Consider the following 17,261-nt stretch of genomic DNA (forward strand, 5'->3'; position numbering starts at 1 on the left):
GGCAAGATAAAATCGCGGTTAATCGAACTCGGTCGGCTGGAACCGGTATTCGGCGGAGCAGAATTCGCATTTGACCTTGATCTCGCCGCCCTCGATGGACTCGGCTCGCTCGTCCGGCGATAGCGATTGCAAGACCTCGGCCACCCGCTCGCGCGAGCAGGTGCAACGGTCACGCACCGGCCCCGGTTCGCTGACGGTAACGCCGCGCTCGTGAAACAAGCGGTATAGAAGCGTGTGAACGCCAACCGCTTCATCGACCAGTTCGTCGTCGGCGACGGTATCGAGCAACGCCTTGACTTCTGTCCATGCATCGTCCTCGACATGGCCGGGAACGGAGACACCTTCCGGCACTTCACCGGGATGCAGATCGGCTCCGCGCATGCGTTCCGGCGTATCGGGCAGGAATTGGGCGAGGATGCCGCCAGCCCGCCAGTGGCTTTTGCTCTTGCCGTCTTTGCCGCGCACAACCAACCGCGCGACAGCGAGCCTAAGCTCGGTCGGTATCTGTTCGGATTGGCGGAAATAGTTGCGCGCCACCTCTTCCAGCGTCGAGCCGTCCAGTTGGACGACGCCCTGGTAGCGCTGCATGTATGCGCCCTGATCGACGGTAAGCGCCAGAATTCCCTTGCCAAGAAGCGCTTCGGGACCGGCATCGCCAGCCTCAACCGCTGCGGCGACCGCATCGTCATCCCAGCGGGCATAGGCGCGAACGGAGTCGGGCGTCGAGAAGTCGACGACCAGCAGGGCAACCGGCCCGTTGGTCTGGCTTTGTACGCTGAACTTGCCGTTGAACTTCAACGAAGTGCCAAGCAGGACCGTCAGGACGATCATCTCGCCGAGCAGGCGGGCGACCGACTCTGGATAATTGTGGCGGTCCAGAATGCCATCCAGCATCGGCCCGACCATCACCGCACGGCCGCGCGCATCCAGCGCGTCGACCTGAAACGGTACCACCGCGTCCAACGGATCGGCTCCCATCAGATCCGATCTGGCGTGCAGGCCTGCCGTCACGTGTCGCCCCCGCTCATGCACCATTCGATGATCGCTTTTTGCACGTGCATCCGGTTCTCGGCCTCGTCGAACACAATCGACTGCGGGCCGTCGATGACGGCATCGGTAACTTCCTCGCCGCGGTGCGCCGGCAGGCAATGCATGAACACCGCGTTTTCGTCGGCTTGCTCCATCAGACGCTCATTGACCTGATAGGGCATGAATATGTTGTGGCCACGCGCCTTCTCCTCCTGCCCCATGGACACCCAGGTGTCCGTCACGACGCAGTCGGCACCGGCAACGGCCTTTTCCGGATCATTCCCGATTTCGACGCGGCCACCCTCGCCGCGCGCCCAATCCACATAGCGGCTCACCGGCTCATTGCCTTCGGGAACCGCGACGGAGAGATCGAAGCCGAAGCGGGGCGAGGCCTCGATCAGAGAGTGCAGGACGTTGTTGCCGTCGCCCGACCAAGCGATGCGCTTGCCATCGATCGCGCCGCGATGCTCCTCGAACGTCATGACGTCGGCCATGATCTGGCAAGGATGGGTGTCGTCGGTCAGCGCGTTGATGACGGGCACGGTCGCCGCATTCGCCAGTTCCAGCAACCGGTCATGTTCCTTGGTGCGGATCATGATGATGTCGACATAGCGCGACAGCACGCGCGCCGTATCGGCGATGGTCTCGTCGCGGCCAAGCTGCATCTCGTTACCGGTCAGCATGATCGTCTCGCCGCCAAGCTGACGCATGCCGACGTCAAAGGAGACGCGGGTGCGCGTCGACGGTTTCTCGAAGATCATGGCCAGCGCCTTGCCCTGCAACGGCTTGTCGGCCGTGCCGGCCTTCTGCGCCGCCTTGCGGGTCTTCGCGGCCTCGACAATCGACCGGAGTTCGCCGGAAGCAACCCCGGCAATGTCGAGAAAATGGCGAACGCTCATTGGTATTGGTCCCAGATATTGGTGCGGCGGCGCAGAGGCGTTCCGCGTTGCTATTCGGATTGTTGCGAGAGTTCGGCGGCGGCCGCTTCAAGACGGTCCAGCGCCACGCCGATCTCTTCATCGGTGATCACAAGCGGCGGCAATATACGCACCACGTTGTCACCCGCCGGAACGGTTAGCATATGGTTGGCGTAAAGCTGCCTAACAAGGGCGACATTCGACACGACGCATTTCAGCCCGAGCATCAACCCCTGGCCGCGCACTTCCTCGAAGACGCCAGGATAGCGATCGACAAGCGACGCAAGACCCTGCTTGAGCCGGTTGGCGCGGTCATTGACGCCGTCGAAAAATCCGTCGGCGAGAACGATGTCGAGGACAGCATTGCCAGCCGACATGGCCAGCGGATTGCCGCCATAGGTGGTGCCGTGGATACCGGGAACCATGCCGCTTGCCGCCTCTTCCGTCGCCAGGCACGCCCCCATGGGGAAACCGCCGCCGATAGCCTTGGCGACCGCCATGATGTCCGGTCCGATGCCCGACCACTCGTGGGCAAAGAAACGGCCCGTCCGGCCGACGCCGCTTTGCACCTCATCGAGGATCAGCAGCAGTCCGTTGCGGTCGCACAAATCGCGCAGGGCCCGCATGAAATCGGATGCGACCACACGAATGCCGCCCTCGCCCTGGATCGGCTCGATGACCAGCGCCGCCGTCTCCTCGCTGATCGCCTGTTTCAGTGCCTCCAGATCGCCGAACGGCACCTGGTCGAAACCGTCGACCTTCGGACCGAAGCCCTCCAAATATTTGGGCTGCCCGCCGGCGGCGATGGTGGCGATGGTGCGGCCGTGAAAGGCGCCCTCAAAGGAGATGATCCGCCAACGCTCCGGATTGCCCTTCGCATAATGGTAGCGGCGCGCGGTCTTGAACGCGCATTCCAGTGCCTCGGCGCCCGAATTGGTGAAGAACACCCGGTCGGCAAAGGTGGCGTCGACCAACCGGCCGGCGAGCCGGGTCTGTTCCGGGATCTCGTAGAGATTGGAGACGTGCCAGAGCTTCGCCGCCTGTTCCTGCAGCGCTGCAACAAGATGCGGATGGGCATGGCCGAGCGCGTTGACCGCGATGCCACCGCCGAAATCGAGGTAGCGTTCGCCGCGCGCATCGACCAGCCATGCACCTTCCCCATGGTCGAACGCGAACTCGCTTCGTGCATAGGTATTATAGAGCGGCGACTGGTCGGTCATTGTCTTTCTCAGGTGCGAAAAAAGAAAAAAGCCGCCCGTTGCGGCGGCGGCTCCTTTTGTATTGTGGCACCGGGTAACCTGTCAATTCCGGCCGTCCGCGCCGAGAAACCGCGGCGATCAAGCTGCCCCGGCGCAAGTTGTTGAAAACCGCGAAAACGGATTCCCGCTTCGGCCCGGACTCTTGTCAGCGAGTCTGACGGCATAGTAGCTTGCGGGTGTGGCGGGAAACCGCGCAGTAAAATTCCAAAGTTTCGCGTAATCAGGCCGGTTTATTGGGACGCAAACCGAGCAACGGGGAAGGATTCTGCGCAGCAGAAAAGGATGGAGAGGCTAGTGAGCTGGACTGACGAACGCGTCGAGATGCTTAAGAAACTCTGGAGCGACGGCCTGAGCGCGAGCCAGATCGCGGCGCAGCTTGGCGGTGTCAGCCGCAATGCCGTGATCGGCAAAGTGCACCGGCTCAAGCTGTCGGGACGCGCCAAGGCGCCCTCGTCGGGCGCGCCGAAAACCAAGCGCGCCGCCGCACCCCGGCCGTCGGCGCCGCGCAATGGCGGCTATGGCGGCGGCCGTACAGCAACGACAACGGTCACGCGGGCGGTCGGCGCCACGGTGATGAAACGCGAAGTCGGCCTGGAAGCGTTGGCCGAGGCCGATACGCGGCCGATCGAGGACATCGTCGTCCCGATCTCCAGGAAGCTGACCCTGCTCGAACTCTCGGAAAACACCTGCAAGTGGCCGCAGGGCGACCCGTTGTCGGACGATTTCTACTTCTGCGGTCATAACACGGAAGACGGCTCGCCCTACTGCAAGTATCACGCGAAACTTGCGTTCCAGCCTTCGTCGGAACGTAAAAAGAAGAGCTGACACCAAGGGTCTGCAACCGTCACAAGGCGCCGGAAACGGCGCCTTTTTTTTGTTGCTGTTACACCGCCTCAAGCGAGTAGCCGGCGCCACGCACCGTGCGGATCGGGTCGCGCAGCTTGCCGAAATTGATCGATTTGCGCAGTCGGCCGATATGCACATCGACTGTGCGGTCGTCGACATAGATGTCCTCGCCCCACACCCCGTCGAGAAGCTGGGCGCGCGAGAAGACGCGCCCCGGCGCCTGCAGGAAGAATTCGAGCAGGCGAAACTCGGTCGGCCCGAGCTTTATCTCGCGACCGTTGCGATAGACGCGGTGGGTTTCGCGGTCGAGTTCCAGTTCACCGACCTTGAGCACACTGGCGACGATTTCGGGCCGTGCCCGGCGCAACATCGCCTTGACCCGCGCCATCAGTTCCGGCGTGGAAAACGGCTTGACCACGTAGTCGTCGGCGCCGGTCGACAGGCCGCGGATGCGTTCGCTCTCCTCGCCGCGCGCCGTCAGCATGATGATCGGCAGGCGCTGCGTTTCGGTGCGCATGCGCAGCCGACGGCACAACTCGATGCCGCTCAGGCCCGGAAGCATCCAGTCGAGGATCAGGAGATCGGGAAGCGATTCCCGCAGCGCGATTTCGGCGTCGTCGCCACGCAATTCGGTGTCGACGCGATAGCCTTCCGATTCAAGATTGTATTTCAGGAGGATGCCGAGCGCTTCCTCGTCTTCAACCACCATGACCTTGGGTTGATTGGCCATGCGTATGCTCCCATGCATCACACGTCGGCTTCGTCCACGACGATGCGATGTGTCTTGTCTTCCTTGGGCCGGTAGGCCGACAGCTGCTCACCCGTGACGATGTAATAGACCGACTCCGCGACATTGGTGGCGTGATCGCCGATCCGCTCGATGTTCTTGGCGCAGAACAGGAGGTGCGTACATGTCGTGATGTTGCGCGGATCTTCCATCATGTAGGTGAGGAGTTCGCGGAACAGCGAGGTGTACATGGCGTCGATCTCGTCGTCGCGATCGCGGATCATGTTGATGCGTGTCACCGAGCGCGCACCATAGGCGTCGAGCACTTCCTTCAGCTGCGCCAGAGCCAGTTCGCCGAGGTGATCGATGCCGCGGACGAGGTTGAGCGAGTGGCCGCGCTCGGAAATCGCGACAACGCGCTTGGCGATGTTCTTGGCGAGATCGCCGACGCGCTCGAGGTCGGAGGCGATGCGGATCGTCGACACCACTTCGCGCAGATCGCTCGCCACCGGCTGGCGCTGGGCGATGACCAGCACCACCTTCTCGTCGAGCAAAGCCTGCGACTCGTCCAGCATGGCGTCGTCGGTAATCACCTTCTGCGCCAGTTGCAGGTCGGAGCGGACGAGCGCGCGAATGGCGTTTTCGACCATTCGCTCGGCGAGACCGCCCATCTCGGCGATTTTGTGGGCGAGAAACTTCATGTCCTCGTCGAAAGCCGTGATGGTGTGGTTGGTATCCATCGCTGGTCCGTCCGCGCGGGCGCGCGGCCTCCTGAATGACGGCGCCGTACGCCGTTGTTAGCCGAAACGGCCGGTGATGTAGTCCTGGGTCCGTTTCTCGGACGGATTGGTGAAGATCGTCTTGGTGTCGTCGACCTCCACGAGTTCGCCGAGGTGGAACATGGCGGTGCGCTGCGAGACGCGGGCGGCCTGCTGCATCGAGTGCGTGACGATGACGATCGTGTAGTTCTCGCGCAGTTCGTCGATCAGTTCCTCGACCTTGGCCGTGGCGATCGGGTCGAGCGCCGAGCACGGCTCGTCCATCAGGATGACTTCAGGCGAAACCGCGATCGCGCGGGCGATGCAAAGGCGCTGCTGCTGGCCGCCGGAAAGGCCGGTGCCGGGCTCGTTGAGGCGATCCTTGGCCTCTTCCCACAGGCCGGCGCCGCGAAGGCTCTGCTCAACGACCGCGTCGAGATCGGCCTTCGACTTGACCAGCCCGTGAATGCGCGGGCCATAAGCGATGTTCTCGTAGATCGACTTCGGGAACGGATTCGGCTTCTGGAACACCATGCCGACGCGGGCGCGCAATTCCACCACGTCGATCCGCGGATCGTAGATGTCCTCGGAGTCGAGATTGATGGTTCCGGTCACGCGGCAGATGTCGATCGTGTCGTTCATCCGGTTCAGACACCGAAGGAAGGTCGACTTTCCGCACCCGGACGGGCCGATCAGCGCCGTGACCTGACGCTGGTAGATGTCGAGATCGACATCGAACAGCGCCTGTTTCTGGCCGTAAAAGACGCAAACCTTCTCACCCTTCATTTTGGTGACGAGACCGTCTGTGGCCACATTTGTCTTGTTCGCGAAAACCTGGTCCGCTTCCACTTTCATGTCACTCGCCTCCATGTTCTTACCACCGCCGTTCGAAGCGTCTGCGCAGGATGATCGCCGTGATGTTCATTATGGCAAGGAACACCAACAGCACAATGATGGCACCCGACGCGCGCTCGACAAATGCCGGGTCGCCGCGTGTGGTCCAGTTGTACACCTGAACCGGCAGTGCGGATGCAGGATCGAAGAACCCTTCCGGCGGAGCGCCGGGATATTCGCGCACGAATGCAACCATGCCGATCAGCAGCAGCGGGGCGGTTTCGCCGAGCGCCTGGGCCAAGCCGATGATCGCGCCGGTCAGAATGCCGGGCGCGGCCAGCGGCAGCACGTGATGAAAGATGGTCTGCATCTTCGACGCGCCAACGCCCAGCGCTGCTTCGCGAATGGACGGCGGCACAGCCTTCAATGCCGCGCGCGTGGCGATGATAATCGTAGGCAGGGTCATCAGCGTCAGAACCAGCCCGCCGACAACCGGCGCGGATTGCGGTAGACCGGCATAGTTGATGAACACTGCCAATCCCAGGATGCCGAAGACGATCGAGGGAACAGCGGCAAGGTTCGCGATGTTCACCTCGATGATGTCGGTCAGCCGGTTCTGCGGCGCGAACTCCTCCAGATAGATGGAGGCCGCGACACCGATCGGCAGCGACAGTCCGAGGACGACCAACATCATGTAGGCCGAGCCAAGAATGGCGACGCCGAGGCCAGCCGCCTCCGGACGGGTATCGGACGCATCCGGCGCCGTGAAAAAGCGGAAATTGAAGCGCGTGCTCAGAACGCCTGCTTCTTTCAACTCGTCAGAGAGCATGAGCTGCGCCGGCGAGACGTTTCGGTCGAGCTGCGCCGTCTCCATCGTGACGCGGCCCTTGTAGTAACCATCGATACGGCCGTTGGCGAGAAGGTTGAACGGCACCGTATCGCCGATCTTCGACGGGTTGGCGATCACGTATCGCCGAATCTCTGCCGGTGCTTCCTTGGAGATCAGCCCGGTGATGTCCTTCTTGACCGCCCCTTCAACAGCGATGCCATTGTCTTCGACAGCCTTCTCGATGGCGGCATTGATCAGTGGCGCATAACCGAAGGTCGATACCTTCTTGATTTGCTCAAGGTCGCCCGTGCCGGATTTGTCGAGCTTTGCCGGGTCTAGATAAACGTCGAGTGCGATGTAGGTTTGGCGGAACGACGAAGCGCCGTTCACAAGGATCGAGCTCAGCAGGCCGACAAGCGCCAGAATGCCAAAGGCAACCGCTGCAAGACCGAGCATCCGGAACCGCGCTTCGGCGGCATGGCGGCGGCGAGTCCGATCGCCGCGAACCAGCAGCGAGCGGCTGTTGTCAGCAGGCGTTCTAGCGGGAGTAGCTGTTGTCGCGTCGGTCATTCGTACTGCTCCCGGTATTTACGGACGATGTAAAGCGCAAGGATGTTGAGACCGAGCGTGAAGACGAAGAGCGTCAGGCCGAGCGCGAAGGCGACCAGTGTCTCAGGACTTGCGAACTCGGTGTCGCCGGTCAACTGACTGACGATCTTCACGGTCACGGTGGTCATGGCCTCGAAGGGATTGAGGTCGAGGCGCGCTGCAGCACCTGCGCCCATGACCACGATCATTGTTTCGCCGATGGCGCGGCTTGCGGCCAGCAGCACGGCGCCGACGATCCCGGGAAGCGCGGCGGGCATAATCACCCGCTTGATGGTTTCCGACTGCGTCGCACCAAGGCCAAAGGAGCCGTCGCGCATCGATTGCGGAACCGAGTTGATGATGTCGTCGGACAGCGATGAGACGAACGGGATGAGCATGACACCCATCACGAGGCCGGCGGTCATGACCGAAGACGACGAAGTGCCTAGCCCGAGCGGTTGGGCGATAAAGTCGCGCAGGAACGGTCCGACGGTGATCAGCGCGAACAATCCGTAGACGATGGTCGGGATGCCGGCGAGGATCTCGATTGCCGGCTTGGCGAAACTGCGCAGCGATTTGCCGGCATATTCGGCGAGATAAATCGCGATCATCAGACCGATCGGCACCGACATGAACAGCGCCACCAGCGACACATAAAACGTGCCCCAGAGCAGCGGGAGGACACCGAGATCGGAGCCGCCGCGAAACTGCGGATTCCAGACCGTCGAGAAGAAGAAGTCCTGATAGGGATGGAGGCGGAAGAAGTGCACCGTCTCGAACAACAGCGACGCGACGATCCCGAAGGTCGTCAAGATGGCGACCATCGATGAGCCGATCAGGAGTGTCAGGATGAATGTTTCCGAGATATTGCGGGCGCGCAAATTCGGCCGGATGCGCATCAGGGCCCAACCGGTGAAGCCCAGCGCGACCAATATGACGGCGACATTTCGGGCGAACGAACCGGTGTTACCGATATGGCGATAGGTCTTGGCGGCCTCGAAAACAACCGGCGACACATCCGCGCCGAGCGCGACGCCGACATCGGCCAAGCGGTTACGGACATTCGAGAAGTCGGCGCGCATCGCGGCCAGTTCGTCCTCCGACACGCCGCCCTGGTCGACAACAAGATCAAGGCCTTCGGCGATACGGCGAACATCCGCCATGACGAGACTGCGCGCACCGCCTTCCGGGATGGCGCTGTCGGGAATCTGTGTGGTGACCTGACTTTCGATCAGGACCGGCTGCAGGAACAACCAGGCGGCCATCAGGAGGAAAGCCGGCACGGCGGCGAACAACGCGACGGTCTGGCCATAGTATCCGGGCAGCGAATGAAGGCGCGTGCGCTCTTTCTCAGCCACGGCCACGGAACGCTGACGCCCAAGGACATATCCAGTAATCGTCAACGCAAGAACGATAAGTGCGAGTATGCCTGGTGTCATGCTACGTCCGCCCTGATCTAAAGGAAGATCGGCGCCGTAATCGGCGCCGATCGAAGGTCGTCTGGAATTAGTTCAGCGGACCCATCGGGGTGCGGTTGCGAACCATTTCCTGGGTCTTGGCGAGTTCCGGGTCGGAAACGAGGCCGTAAGCAGCCAGCGGGCCGTCCGGACCAGCGATTTCGTCAGAAACGAAGAACTCGATGTATTCCTGCATGCCCGGAATGACGTCGAGGTGAGCGTTCTTGACGTAGAAGTAGAGCGGACGCGAAACCGGGTATTCGCCGGTAGCGATCGATTCCACAGACGGCACGACGCCGTTCATCGTGGCAACCTGGAGCTTGTCGGTGTTGTTCTGGTAGAACGAAAGACCGAACACGCCGATGCCGTTCTTGTTGGCGTCAACGCGAGCAAGCGTCTCGGTGTAGTCGCCGTCGATGTCGATCGACACGCCGTCGGCGCGCAGCGAGATACAAGCCTTTTCAGCGGCTTTTTTCTTGGCTTTGTCAGAGTCGCCTTCAGCAGCAGCCAGGAAGACGTCGAAGTCGCCGGTCTCTTCGCAGCCAGCCAGGATGACCTTGTCTTCGAAGACTTCGCGGGTGCCGTGCTTGGTGCCCGGCACGAAAGCCAGAATGTCCTGAGCCGGGAAGTCACCGTTTACGTCAGCCCAGGTCTTGTTCGGATTGTCGACAACCTTGCCGTCCATGACGATCTTGTCGGAAAGAGCAAGATACCAGTCAACCGGGGTGAACGCGAAGGCTTCGCCATTGATGTCGGAAGCGAAGACGATACCATCGTAGCCGATACGGACTTCCTGGATTTCAGCAACGCCGTTGGAGCCGCAGAGATCGATGTCCGACTGCTTGATGCGCGAGGACGAGTTGGCGATGTCGATGGTGTTTTCGCCGACGCCTTCGCAGAGCTTCTTGCGGCCTGCGCCCGAACCACCGGACTCAACAACCGGAGTCGGATGATCGAAGTTTTCGCCGAAAGCTTCGGCAACGATCGAGGCGTAGGGAAGGACGGTCGAAGAGCCGGCGATCTGGATCTGGTCGCGCGCTTCAGCGACGGTCGTAAGCGCCGTCGCGGTGAAAGCGGCAGCGATTGCAATCTTCAGGGTTTTCATGAAATTCTCCCGTTTGGGCATGTGTGAAGCATGACCGGCGGTGCCGGACAAAAGGGTATGTATACCCCAGCGGTCGAGCTTTTATGACGTGATAACTACAGTTTTATGACACTCTATTATACTGAAAAACATACATTATCTCACATTCGACCGCATTAACTCTCACTCCATACGGGTATTGTGACAGTGAATGTCGCGCCTTTTCCGACCTCCGAGGAAATGGCAAGCCGGCCCATATGCCGGGTCATGATGTGCTTGACGATCGCAAGACCCAAACCAGTGCCTTTTTTCGCCCTGCTCGACTCAACGTCAACGCGGTAAAACCGTTCCGTAAGGCGAGGAATGTACTCGGCTGCAATTCCCGGTCCGTAATCGCGAATGCTGACGCGAATGCTGTCGATGTCGGAAACCATTGCACGCTCGGCATGAACTTCGATTCGCTTACCGATGGCCCCGTAGCGGATGGCGTTCTCGATCAGATTGGAAAAGACCTGGATCAGTTCATCCGAGCTGCCCCAAATACGGCAGTCTTCGCCGCCAACAGCACCGATCCTGTCGACAATAACGACGTCGGCAGCCGCGGCCGCCGGAGAAAGGGCGCTGACGACATGGCGCAAAACCTCCTCGACATCGACCGGAGAGAAATCAACACGACCAAAGGCCGTCTCCAACCGGCTGAGCGACAGAAGGTCGTCGATCAACCGCGCCATACGGTCGGCCTGTTCCTGCATGATGGCGAGAAACCGATCGCGCGCTTCGGCATCGTTGCGGGCCGGTCCCGAAAGCGTTTCGATAAATCCACCGAGCGAAGCCAGCGGCGTGCGCAGTTCATGACTGGCGTTAGCGATGAAGTCGCTACGCATCTTGTCGAGCCTGCGCATCTCGCTCAGATCGCGAAAATACAGGAAATAGCTGATCTCGCGTGTGTCCGTCCCGGGCAGCGCATGGATCGACGCCTCGAACCAGCGCTCGATGGGGGAGCGTTCGAGCACCTCGACCGGCTGCGCAAGCCGCCCGGCCAACGCGTTTCCGATCATCGCGTGAAGCTCGGGATCGCGAAACCGCACCAATGCCGGCCCTCCCGGGCGGACCGTCGTGCCGAAGACGCGCCGCGCCGCGGAGTTGACGAACTGCATGGCGCCGCTGCCGTCGAGCAGGATCACAGGATCGGGCAGGCTGTCGATCAGCGCTTCGCTTCTGATCCAGTCCCTGGAGCGCGGGGCCTCCATAAGCTTTGCAGCCTTGCGCGCCCTGGCCGTCCTGACCGGCGCGAAGAGCGACACGGCGACCATGACAGCGATACAGCCGAACGCGACGATGCCGGGTACCGACGCATAGACGTAAAGCGCCGCAAACAACGCGCTGGAAATCACCAAGGGAAAGCGGTTGGAAACCAGCCTGCGGCGGACAGCAGCCCAGAAGCTCTCACTGCCACCGCTACTGTCGGTCATTGGCATGTCGGCGTGGTCGCCGCTGGGTTCAACCATCGGCTGCGCCTCGCCGCTTCCGTGCTGCCAAACTGCCCGCTGGACGATTTGCGCGCCGCGTCCTAACGTCGCCCGGCTGAACGCCGATAGCCAAAACCAGACAAGCGTGGTGACCCGACATGACAGCCGAGGACCGGAGCGTCGAGCTCGACATTAATGGCACGAAGAGGGTTTTCGACATCGACGACCCGACGCTTCCCGATTGGGTGGACGACAACGACATAACCGCGGGCGGCTATCCCTACAAGGAGAAGCTGAAACGGAAGCACTACGAGAGCCAGTTGGAGGCTCTGCAGATCGAACTCGTCAAGCTTCAGACCCACCTGCAAACAACCGGCGAGCGCATCATCGCGGTTTTTGAGGGCCGCGACTCCGCCGGCAAGGGCGGCTCGATCAATGTGCTGCACCAATTCCTCAATCCGCGCTGGGCGCGCAATGTCGCCCTGTCGAAGCCGTCCGACGTGCAGCGCGGACAATGGTACTTCCAGCGCTATGTCGAGCATTTTCCGACCAGCGGCGAACTCGTGAGCTTCGACCGTTCCTGGTACAACCGCGGCGGTGTCGAGCCGGTCATGGGCTTCTGCACGCCGGAGCAACACCGCACCTTCCTGAAGGACGCGCCGGAATTCGAGAAGATCATCGTCGAAGAAGGATTCCACTTCTTCAAGTTCTGGCTGAATATCGGTCGCGAGACGCAGCTGAAGCGTTTTCACGACCGCCGCCACAGCCCCGTGAAACACTGGAAGCTATCGGGCATCGACATCATCGGCATGCGCAAGTGGGACGATTACACATCGGCACGCGACACGATGCTGAATGCAACGCATTCGGACCATGCGCCATGGACCATCATCCGCATGAACGACAAGCGGCGCGGCAGGCTGGAGGTGCTGCGGCATATCCTGAGCCACATCGCCTTCGACGGCCGCGACATGGATGTCATCGGCAAACCCGACAAGGCTATCGTCGGTGATGATCCGAAGATGATGCGCGGCAGAGATTGACGCGTCAGGAACGGATTTCGCGCAACCGCACCGAGGTCAGGATAAGGCCCTTGCCGGTATTCTCGAGATCGGTGTTGAGGCGGATCCGCCCGGCCGTGCTGGCCGATCCGGTCGGTAGCGGAACGGCAAAGAGAAACTCGCCGTCGGACAGGCCGATATTGAACCGCAGGCGGCCGCAGTCCCCAAGTTCGGCAAAATCGCATGTCACGGCGATCTGCGTCGGCATGTCGCGGTCGGCGCGCCCGGCGATCGAGAACTGGACCGGCTTGCCAGCCAGCGCGCGCAAGGTGGCGGCTGGAATGTCGATGGCGATTACGCTTGCGGCGTCCGGTGACACGAGGCGGGCGAACTGTCCGGTGTTGTCCTCGTCAATTGTCGCCGATGCGCTGCCGCTCAGCGAAAGGGTCGTCGGATCCTCCGGCTTGAACAGGGTGATCCAGCCTTCTTCACCCGACTGGGCGGCGATCAGCGCCGGTGCATAGCGCGACCCGCCGCCGGGCGTGCCCTCGAAGGCCTCATTGTCGAGGCGAAGCGGCGGATTGGGCACCGATGTGTCGCGCTCGGCCGTCGACTGGTAAGCGCCGGTCGTGGCGATCCACCAGCCGCCGGCGGCGAGCGCCGCGATCACGACAACCAGCGACAGCATGGTGGCGAAGGGCGCCCTGCGGGGCCGCACGGTCCCGTCGCGGGAGTTCGCCTGCGCGGCGCGCCGGCGAGCGCCTCGTTCGGGTTTTGCACGCGGACGCACAGCGGCCCCGCGCTGGCGGGGCTCGGCGCGCAGTTCGGGCACTTCGCCGGCAACGGCCGGCGCCTCTGTGCGCGGTTCGGGCAGGATGTCGTCCGCACGCTGTGGCGTGGGCGCGACCGCTTCGGGCGGCGCAGGCGCAGCTGCAGGTGCTGGCGCAGCCGCCCGGTAGGACGCCTCGATCGTACGAATGGCTTCCAGGAGCTGTTTCCGGCGCACCGCGATCCGTTCAGCGGCGGTGCCGTCCTTGCCGCTGGCCGCGCGCTCCACAGCCCCGATTGCGGCCCGGTAGACGCGCTCGCGAAACGATGGGTCCGTTGCATCGCCCTTCGCCAATGCCTGCTTCAGGGCAGCTTCCAAGTCACTCACCAACAACTCATCTCGAAACGGGCGGCTCGGCGGCCAGAATTATCACCGGCCGCGAAGCGGCATGTGACATAACTGAGGAAGTATTGAAAGCGGCAGGCCGACGAACCGGATCAATTTCCACCGGAGCCTGACACGAGAGTTTGGTTCGACCCTTACTTGCGGCGATCATCGATCAGTTGACGCTTGCCATGAGAACACAGTCTGGTATTTGACTTACGTTTACGGAAAAGTCAAAATCCCCGGGAGAGGACCATGGCGCTGCCCGCAATACTGCAAGACAACCTTAGACTGCCTGTCGTCGGAGCGCCGCTCTTCATCATATCGCATCCGCCGCTGGTATTAGCCCAGTGCAAGGCGGGCGTGATCGGTTCGTTCCCCGCATTGAATGCCCGTCCGGAAAGCCAGCTTGACGAGTGGCTCGCTGAGATCACCGAGGATCTGGCTACCTACAATGCCCAAAACCCGGACCGGCCGGCAGCGCCTTTCGCTGTCAACCAGATCGTGCACATGTCGAACAAGCGGTTGGAGCACGATCTGCGGATGTGCGTGAAGTACAAGGTTCCGGTCGTCATCTCGTCGCTTGGCGCGGTTCCCGAAGTCAACGACGCCATTCACTCCTATGGCGGCGTCGTGCTGCATGACATCATCAACAACCGGCACGCGCATTCTGCAATTCGCAAGGGCGCCGACGGCTTGATCGCGGTCGCAGCCGGTGCAGGCGGGCATGCCGGCCCCTACTCGCCCTTCGCATTGATCCAGGAAATCCGGGAATGGTTCGATGGCCCGCTGCTCCTGTCGGGCTCGATCGCCAATGGCGGCGCGGTGCTCGCCGCCCAGGCGATGGGCGCGGATATGGCCTATATCGGGTCGCCCTTCATCGCGACCGAGGAGGCGCGCGCCGTCGACGGCTACAAGCAGATGATCGTCGAAAGCGAAGCCAAGGATATCGTCTACTCGAATTACTTCACGGGCATCCACGGCAACTATCTGAAGCCGTCGATCGCCAATGCCGGCATGGACCCGGAAAATCTGCCAGTCGCCGATCCATCGAAGATGAACTTTGCCGACGCCGCCGAGCCGGGGCAGAAGGCGTGGAAGGACATCTGGGGCTGCGGCCAAGGCATTGGCGCGGTCAAGGAAGTGGTTTCGGCCGGAGCGTTGGTCGACCGGCTGGAACGCGAATATCTGGAAGCCAAGGGCCGGATCTGCGCCGCCGGCGGCACCTGAGCGGCACCACCGGCGAGCCGAGCCCTACTCTGCGTCGACGGTGATTTTGAGCTTGTCGATGGCCGACCCCGGATCGGCTTGAGCCTCGACCGATAGCTGCATGAGCGGGACGGGCTCGTCTGGCGCGACATCCACGTCCAGTTTGCCCTCGCCCTCCAGGAAGCTCTTCAGCGCGGCTGATACCGAAGCCGTGAATTCCGGCCGGCCCAGTTGCGCCAATGCGAAGGGCACGACACCGTGCGCCATCTGGCGGACCATCTCAGGTTCTGTCCCCTGCTGTTCGGCGACCATGTCGATAATCCGGTCGCGCAGCGAATCGTCTTCAAGTGACACCGACGCGGCCTCCAGCGTGGCGGTTTCCAACGCCGTCGGCGCAACGGCCTGCGGATCCTCGAACAGCTCGCGGGCAATCTCGCCGATGGTTGCGGCAAACGAGAAGCGCGCGCCGTCTTCCAGGTCGCCCTCCGATTCCATTTCGACCGTTTCCGTTTCCTCGTCCCATGCGCCGGAAAGGCTGAGCGAACCGGTCAGCCGCTTGTATCCGAGAGCCTGCAGCTGCTCGCGCGGCTCGTCATCCAGTTCGGAAACCAGCAGGTCCAGATCCTCGATGGCGACGCTCACCGTGGTCGGAATCGAGCCGATGTGATCGCTCATCTCGATTAGAAATGCGCCGAGCGACATCAGTCCGTCCGGCGTGTCGAGCGCAACGTCCATCGCGGCGAACCGCTCCAGTGTCGGCAACGCCTCGAGGGCAGCGAGTTCAACATGATCCACAGCGGCGTTGAATGCGAAGACCGATTGCAGCGAGGGGAAGGTCAGGCCGGCGATCGAGATCTCCCCGAAACTGCCGCTTGCATCGTCTTCGGGCGACCGGAAAACGAGGTCACGCATCGTGAACTCGCCCAGCCCGTCGGCCGACAGGTCGTAGATGCCGATCGAGCCGAGATCCTGCGTTTCGAGGCCGTCTTCCACGACACGGAAATCGGAAATCTCAAAGGCGCCGAGCCGGAAGGCGCCGTACAATCCGGTGACGAATTCGAGATACTCGTCATCACCGAACTCCGGAATGTTGCCGGCCCTGTTGGACGCGATCATCGCATCGGCGCGCTCGAGCACGGGGAATGACGGCGGCCGGACGCCAACGTCCTCCAGCAGCACCTCGCCGATCGAGATTACGAAATCGATGCCCTCGATCAGCCCTGTCATGTCCACACCGTCGATCCGGTAACCGCCGATCAGCGTCTCGTATTCACTGTCCTGATCCGCCTCCGGACCGAAAGCCCGGAACAATGCGGCGATGTTGTAGTCGGTCGCCGTCAGCGCCCCGATTTCGATGTCGATATGCTCATCGTCCGGTCCGGTCGCGTGCATCGAAACGCTGTCGGCATCCAGCCGCGACACATTGCCCGATCGTGTCCTGCCAGCGACGATCGTTCCGTAGCTGATCGATAAATCGCCGCCATTGGCCGCCGGGCTCACCCCCGTTGCCCCGTCGATGATTGCGCTGTCGAAGTCGTGGTCATAGATGGCTGTGAGCGCCGGCAGCACGCTCGTCAGGGGGCGATCCTCGTCCTCGACAATGTCCGGGATCTTGGCCCAGCTCCAATTGGCAATGGAGATGCCCTCATAACCGACCTCGATCGGCAGCATGGCGCCGTTTTCCACCTGGAATTCGACGATCATCTCGTCGGCTTCGAACATGTCGGTCGCGAACCGGCCGCCGGTGTCACGCAAGTCCTCGAAGGTCGCGCTGGGGAAAAACAGCCGGTATTTGAGCGTGCCGGGGTCTGGCGCGTCGTCGTCCAGGGCGAAGCCCGCAAGGTCGAACTCGAATGCCACCGAGAATCCGGTGACAGTCAGCAGATCGCCTTCGCTCGACACGTCCCGGACGTCGAATTCGACGAAGGGAACCAGTGTGTCGCTTTCGACCCAGCTGCGGACGATCGCTTCGGCCTCGCTCTGGGCGGCCGCAGACATGGAGCCGGCGGCCAGGCATGCAACGATCGATACGGCGCGTGCCAGACCGGAATTCAGTTGCGCCAGCGTCAATGTCATAGGTCTTGCCTCAACGTGATGGCGG

The 17,261-nt window shown here is 62.0% G+C and carries 15 protein-coding genes; 3 read left to right on the plus strand and 12 right to left on the minus strand.

What is annotated here, in order from left to right; translation table 11 throughout:
- Positions 1 to 18 precede the first annotated feature (18 nt).
- The 3 genes from ACO06R_RS19630 to ACO06R_RS19640 are packed head-to-tail and all read right to left on the minus strand — an operon-like array spanning position 19 to position 3,166.
- The gene (locus ACO06R_RS19630) at positions 19 to 978 is read right to left on the minus strand and encodes an Hsp33 family molecular chaperone (RefSeq protein ID WP_421859528.1); all 960 of its coding nucleotides are present in this window, start codon (positions 976 to 978) and stop codon (positions 19 to 21) included.
- Between the two features lie 29 nt (positions 979 to 1,007).
- On the minus strand, positions 1,008 to 1,928 hold the full coding sequence (gene argF / locus ACO06R_RS19635; RefSeq protein WP_421854221.1) for an ornithine carbamoyltransferase: 921 nt from the start codon (positions 1,926 to 1,928) through the stop codon (positions 1,008 to 1,010).
- 50 nt (positions 1,929 to 1,978) lie between these two features.
- On the minus strand, positions 1,979 to 3,166 hold the full coding sequence (locus ACO06R_RS19640) for an aspartate aminotransferase family protein (protein ID WP_421854224.1): 1,188 nt from the start codon (positions 3,164 to 3,166) through the stop codon (positions 1,979 to 1,981).
- A 333-nt stretch (positions 3,167 to 3,499) separates the two neighbouring features.
- On the opposite strand from ACO06R_RS19640, the gene ACO06R_RS19645 reads away from it, so the two are divergent.
- Positions 3,500 to 4,030 carry a GcrA family cell cycle regulator gene (locus ACO06R_RS19645; protein ID WP_421854227.1) on the plus strand — a complete coding sequence of 177 codons (531 nt, stop codon included), beginning with the start codon at positions 3,500 to 3,502 and terminating at the stop codon, positions 4,028 to 4,030.
- 58 nt (positions 4,031 to 4,088) lie between these two features.
- On the opposite strand, the gene phoB is transcribed toward ACO06R_RS19645, so the two are convergent.
- The 7 genes from phoB to ACO06R_RS19680 all read right to left on the minus strand — a co-directional run bounded on the left by phoB (position 4,089) and on the right by ACO06R_RS19680 (position 11,836).
- On the minus strand, positions 4,089 to 4,781 hold the full coding sequence (gene phoB / locus ACO06R_RS19650; protein ID WP_421854230.1) for a phosphate regulon transcriptional regulator PhoB: 693 nt from the start codon (positions 4,779 to 4,781) through the stop codon (positions 4,089 to 4,091).
- A gap of 17 nt (positions 4,782 to 4,798) precedes the next feature.
- Complete coding sequence (phoU, locus tag ACO06R_RS19655; protein WP_421854233.1) at positions 4,799 to 5,518, minus strand: phosphate signaling complex protein PhoU; 720 nt, start codon at positions 5,516 to 5,518, stop codon at positions 4,799 to 4,801.
- A 57-nt stretch (positions 5,519 to 5,575) separates the two neighbouring features.
- On the minus strand, positions 5,576 to 6,322 hold the full coding sequence (gene pstB / locus ACO06R_RS19660; RefSeq protein WP_421859531.1) for a phosphate ABC transporter ATP-binding protein PstB: 747 nt from the start codon (positions 6,320 to 6,322) through the stop codon (positions 5,576 to 5,578).
- Positions 6,323 to 6,410: 88 nt separating this feature from the next.
- Entirely contained in the window at positions 6,411 to 7,769 is a 1,359-nt protein-coding gene (gene pstA / locus ACO06R_RS19665) for a phosphate ABC transporter permease PstA (RefSeq protein ID WP_421854235.1), read from the minus strand.
- Positions 7,766 to 9,226, minus strand: coding sequence for a phosphate ABC transporter permease subunit PstC (gene pstC, locus ACO06R_RS19670; protein WP_421854238.1), 1,461 nt, complete (start codon positions 9,224 to 9,226; stop codon positions 7,766 to 7,768). The genes pstA and pstC overlap by 4 nt, the downstream gene beginning before the upstream one ends.
- Positions 9,227 to 9,293: 67 nt before the next feature.
- Positions 9,294 to 10,349, minus strand: a complete 1,056-nt coding sequence (locus ACO06R_RS19675) for a PstS family phosphate ABC transporter substrate-binding protein (protein ID WP_421854241.1) — start codon at positions 10,347 to 10,349, stop codon at positions 9,294 to 9,296.
- A gap of 155 nt (positions 10,350 to 10,504) precedes the next feature.
- On the minus strand, positions 10,505 to 11,836 hold the full coding sequence (locus ACO06R_RS19680) for an ATP-binding protein (protein WP_421854243.1): 1,332 nt from the start codon (positions 11,834 to 11,836) through the stop codon (positions 10,505 to 10,507).
- A gap of 119 nt (positions 11,837 to 11,955) precedes the next feature.
- Between ACO06R_RS19680 and ppk2 the strand changes: the two genes are divergently transcribed.
- Entirely contained in the window at positions 11,956 to 12,840 is an 885-nt protein-coding gene (ppk2, locus tag ACO06R_RS19685; protein WP_421854246.1) for a polyphosphate kinase 2, read from the plus strand.
- 4 nt (positions 12,841 to 12,844) lie between these two features.
- Here ppk2 and ACO06R_RS19690 read toward each other — a convergent pair whose 3' ends face one another.
- Positions 12,845 to 13,954 (minus strand): hypothetical protein, encoded by a 1,110-nt coding sequence (locus ACO06R_RS19690; protein WP_421854249.1) that lies wholly within the window; start codon positions 13,952 to 13,954, stop codon positions 12,845 to 12,847.
- A 252-nt stretch (positions 13,955 to 14,206) separates the two neighbouring features.
- Here ACO06R_RS19690 and ACO06R_RS19695 point away from each other — a divergent pair, with 252 nt between their 5' ends.
- Positions 14,207 to 15,181, plus strand: a complete 975-nt coding sequence (locus ACO06R_RS19695) for an NAD(P)H-dependent flavin oxidoreductase (protein ID WP_421854252.1) — start codon at positions 14,207 to 14,209, stop codon at positions 15,179 to 15,181.
- 24 nt (positions 15,182 to 15,205) lie between these two features.
- Here ACO06R_RS19695 and ACO06R_RS19700 read toward each other — a convergent pair whose 3' ends face one another.
- Complete coding sequence (locus ACO06R_RS19700; RefSeq protein ID WP_421854255.1) at positions 15,206 to 17,236, minus strand: hypothetical protein; 2,031 nt, start codon at positions 17,234 to 17,236, stop codon at positions 15,206 to 15,208.
- Positions 17,237 to 17,261 lie beyond the last annotated feature (25 nt).

The sequence above is a fragment of the Oricola sp. genome (genome assembly GCF_965230365.1).
GTDB lineage: Bacteria > Pseudomonadota > Alphaproteobacteria > Rhizobiales > Rhizobiaceae > Oricola.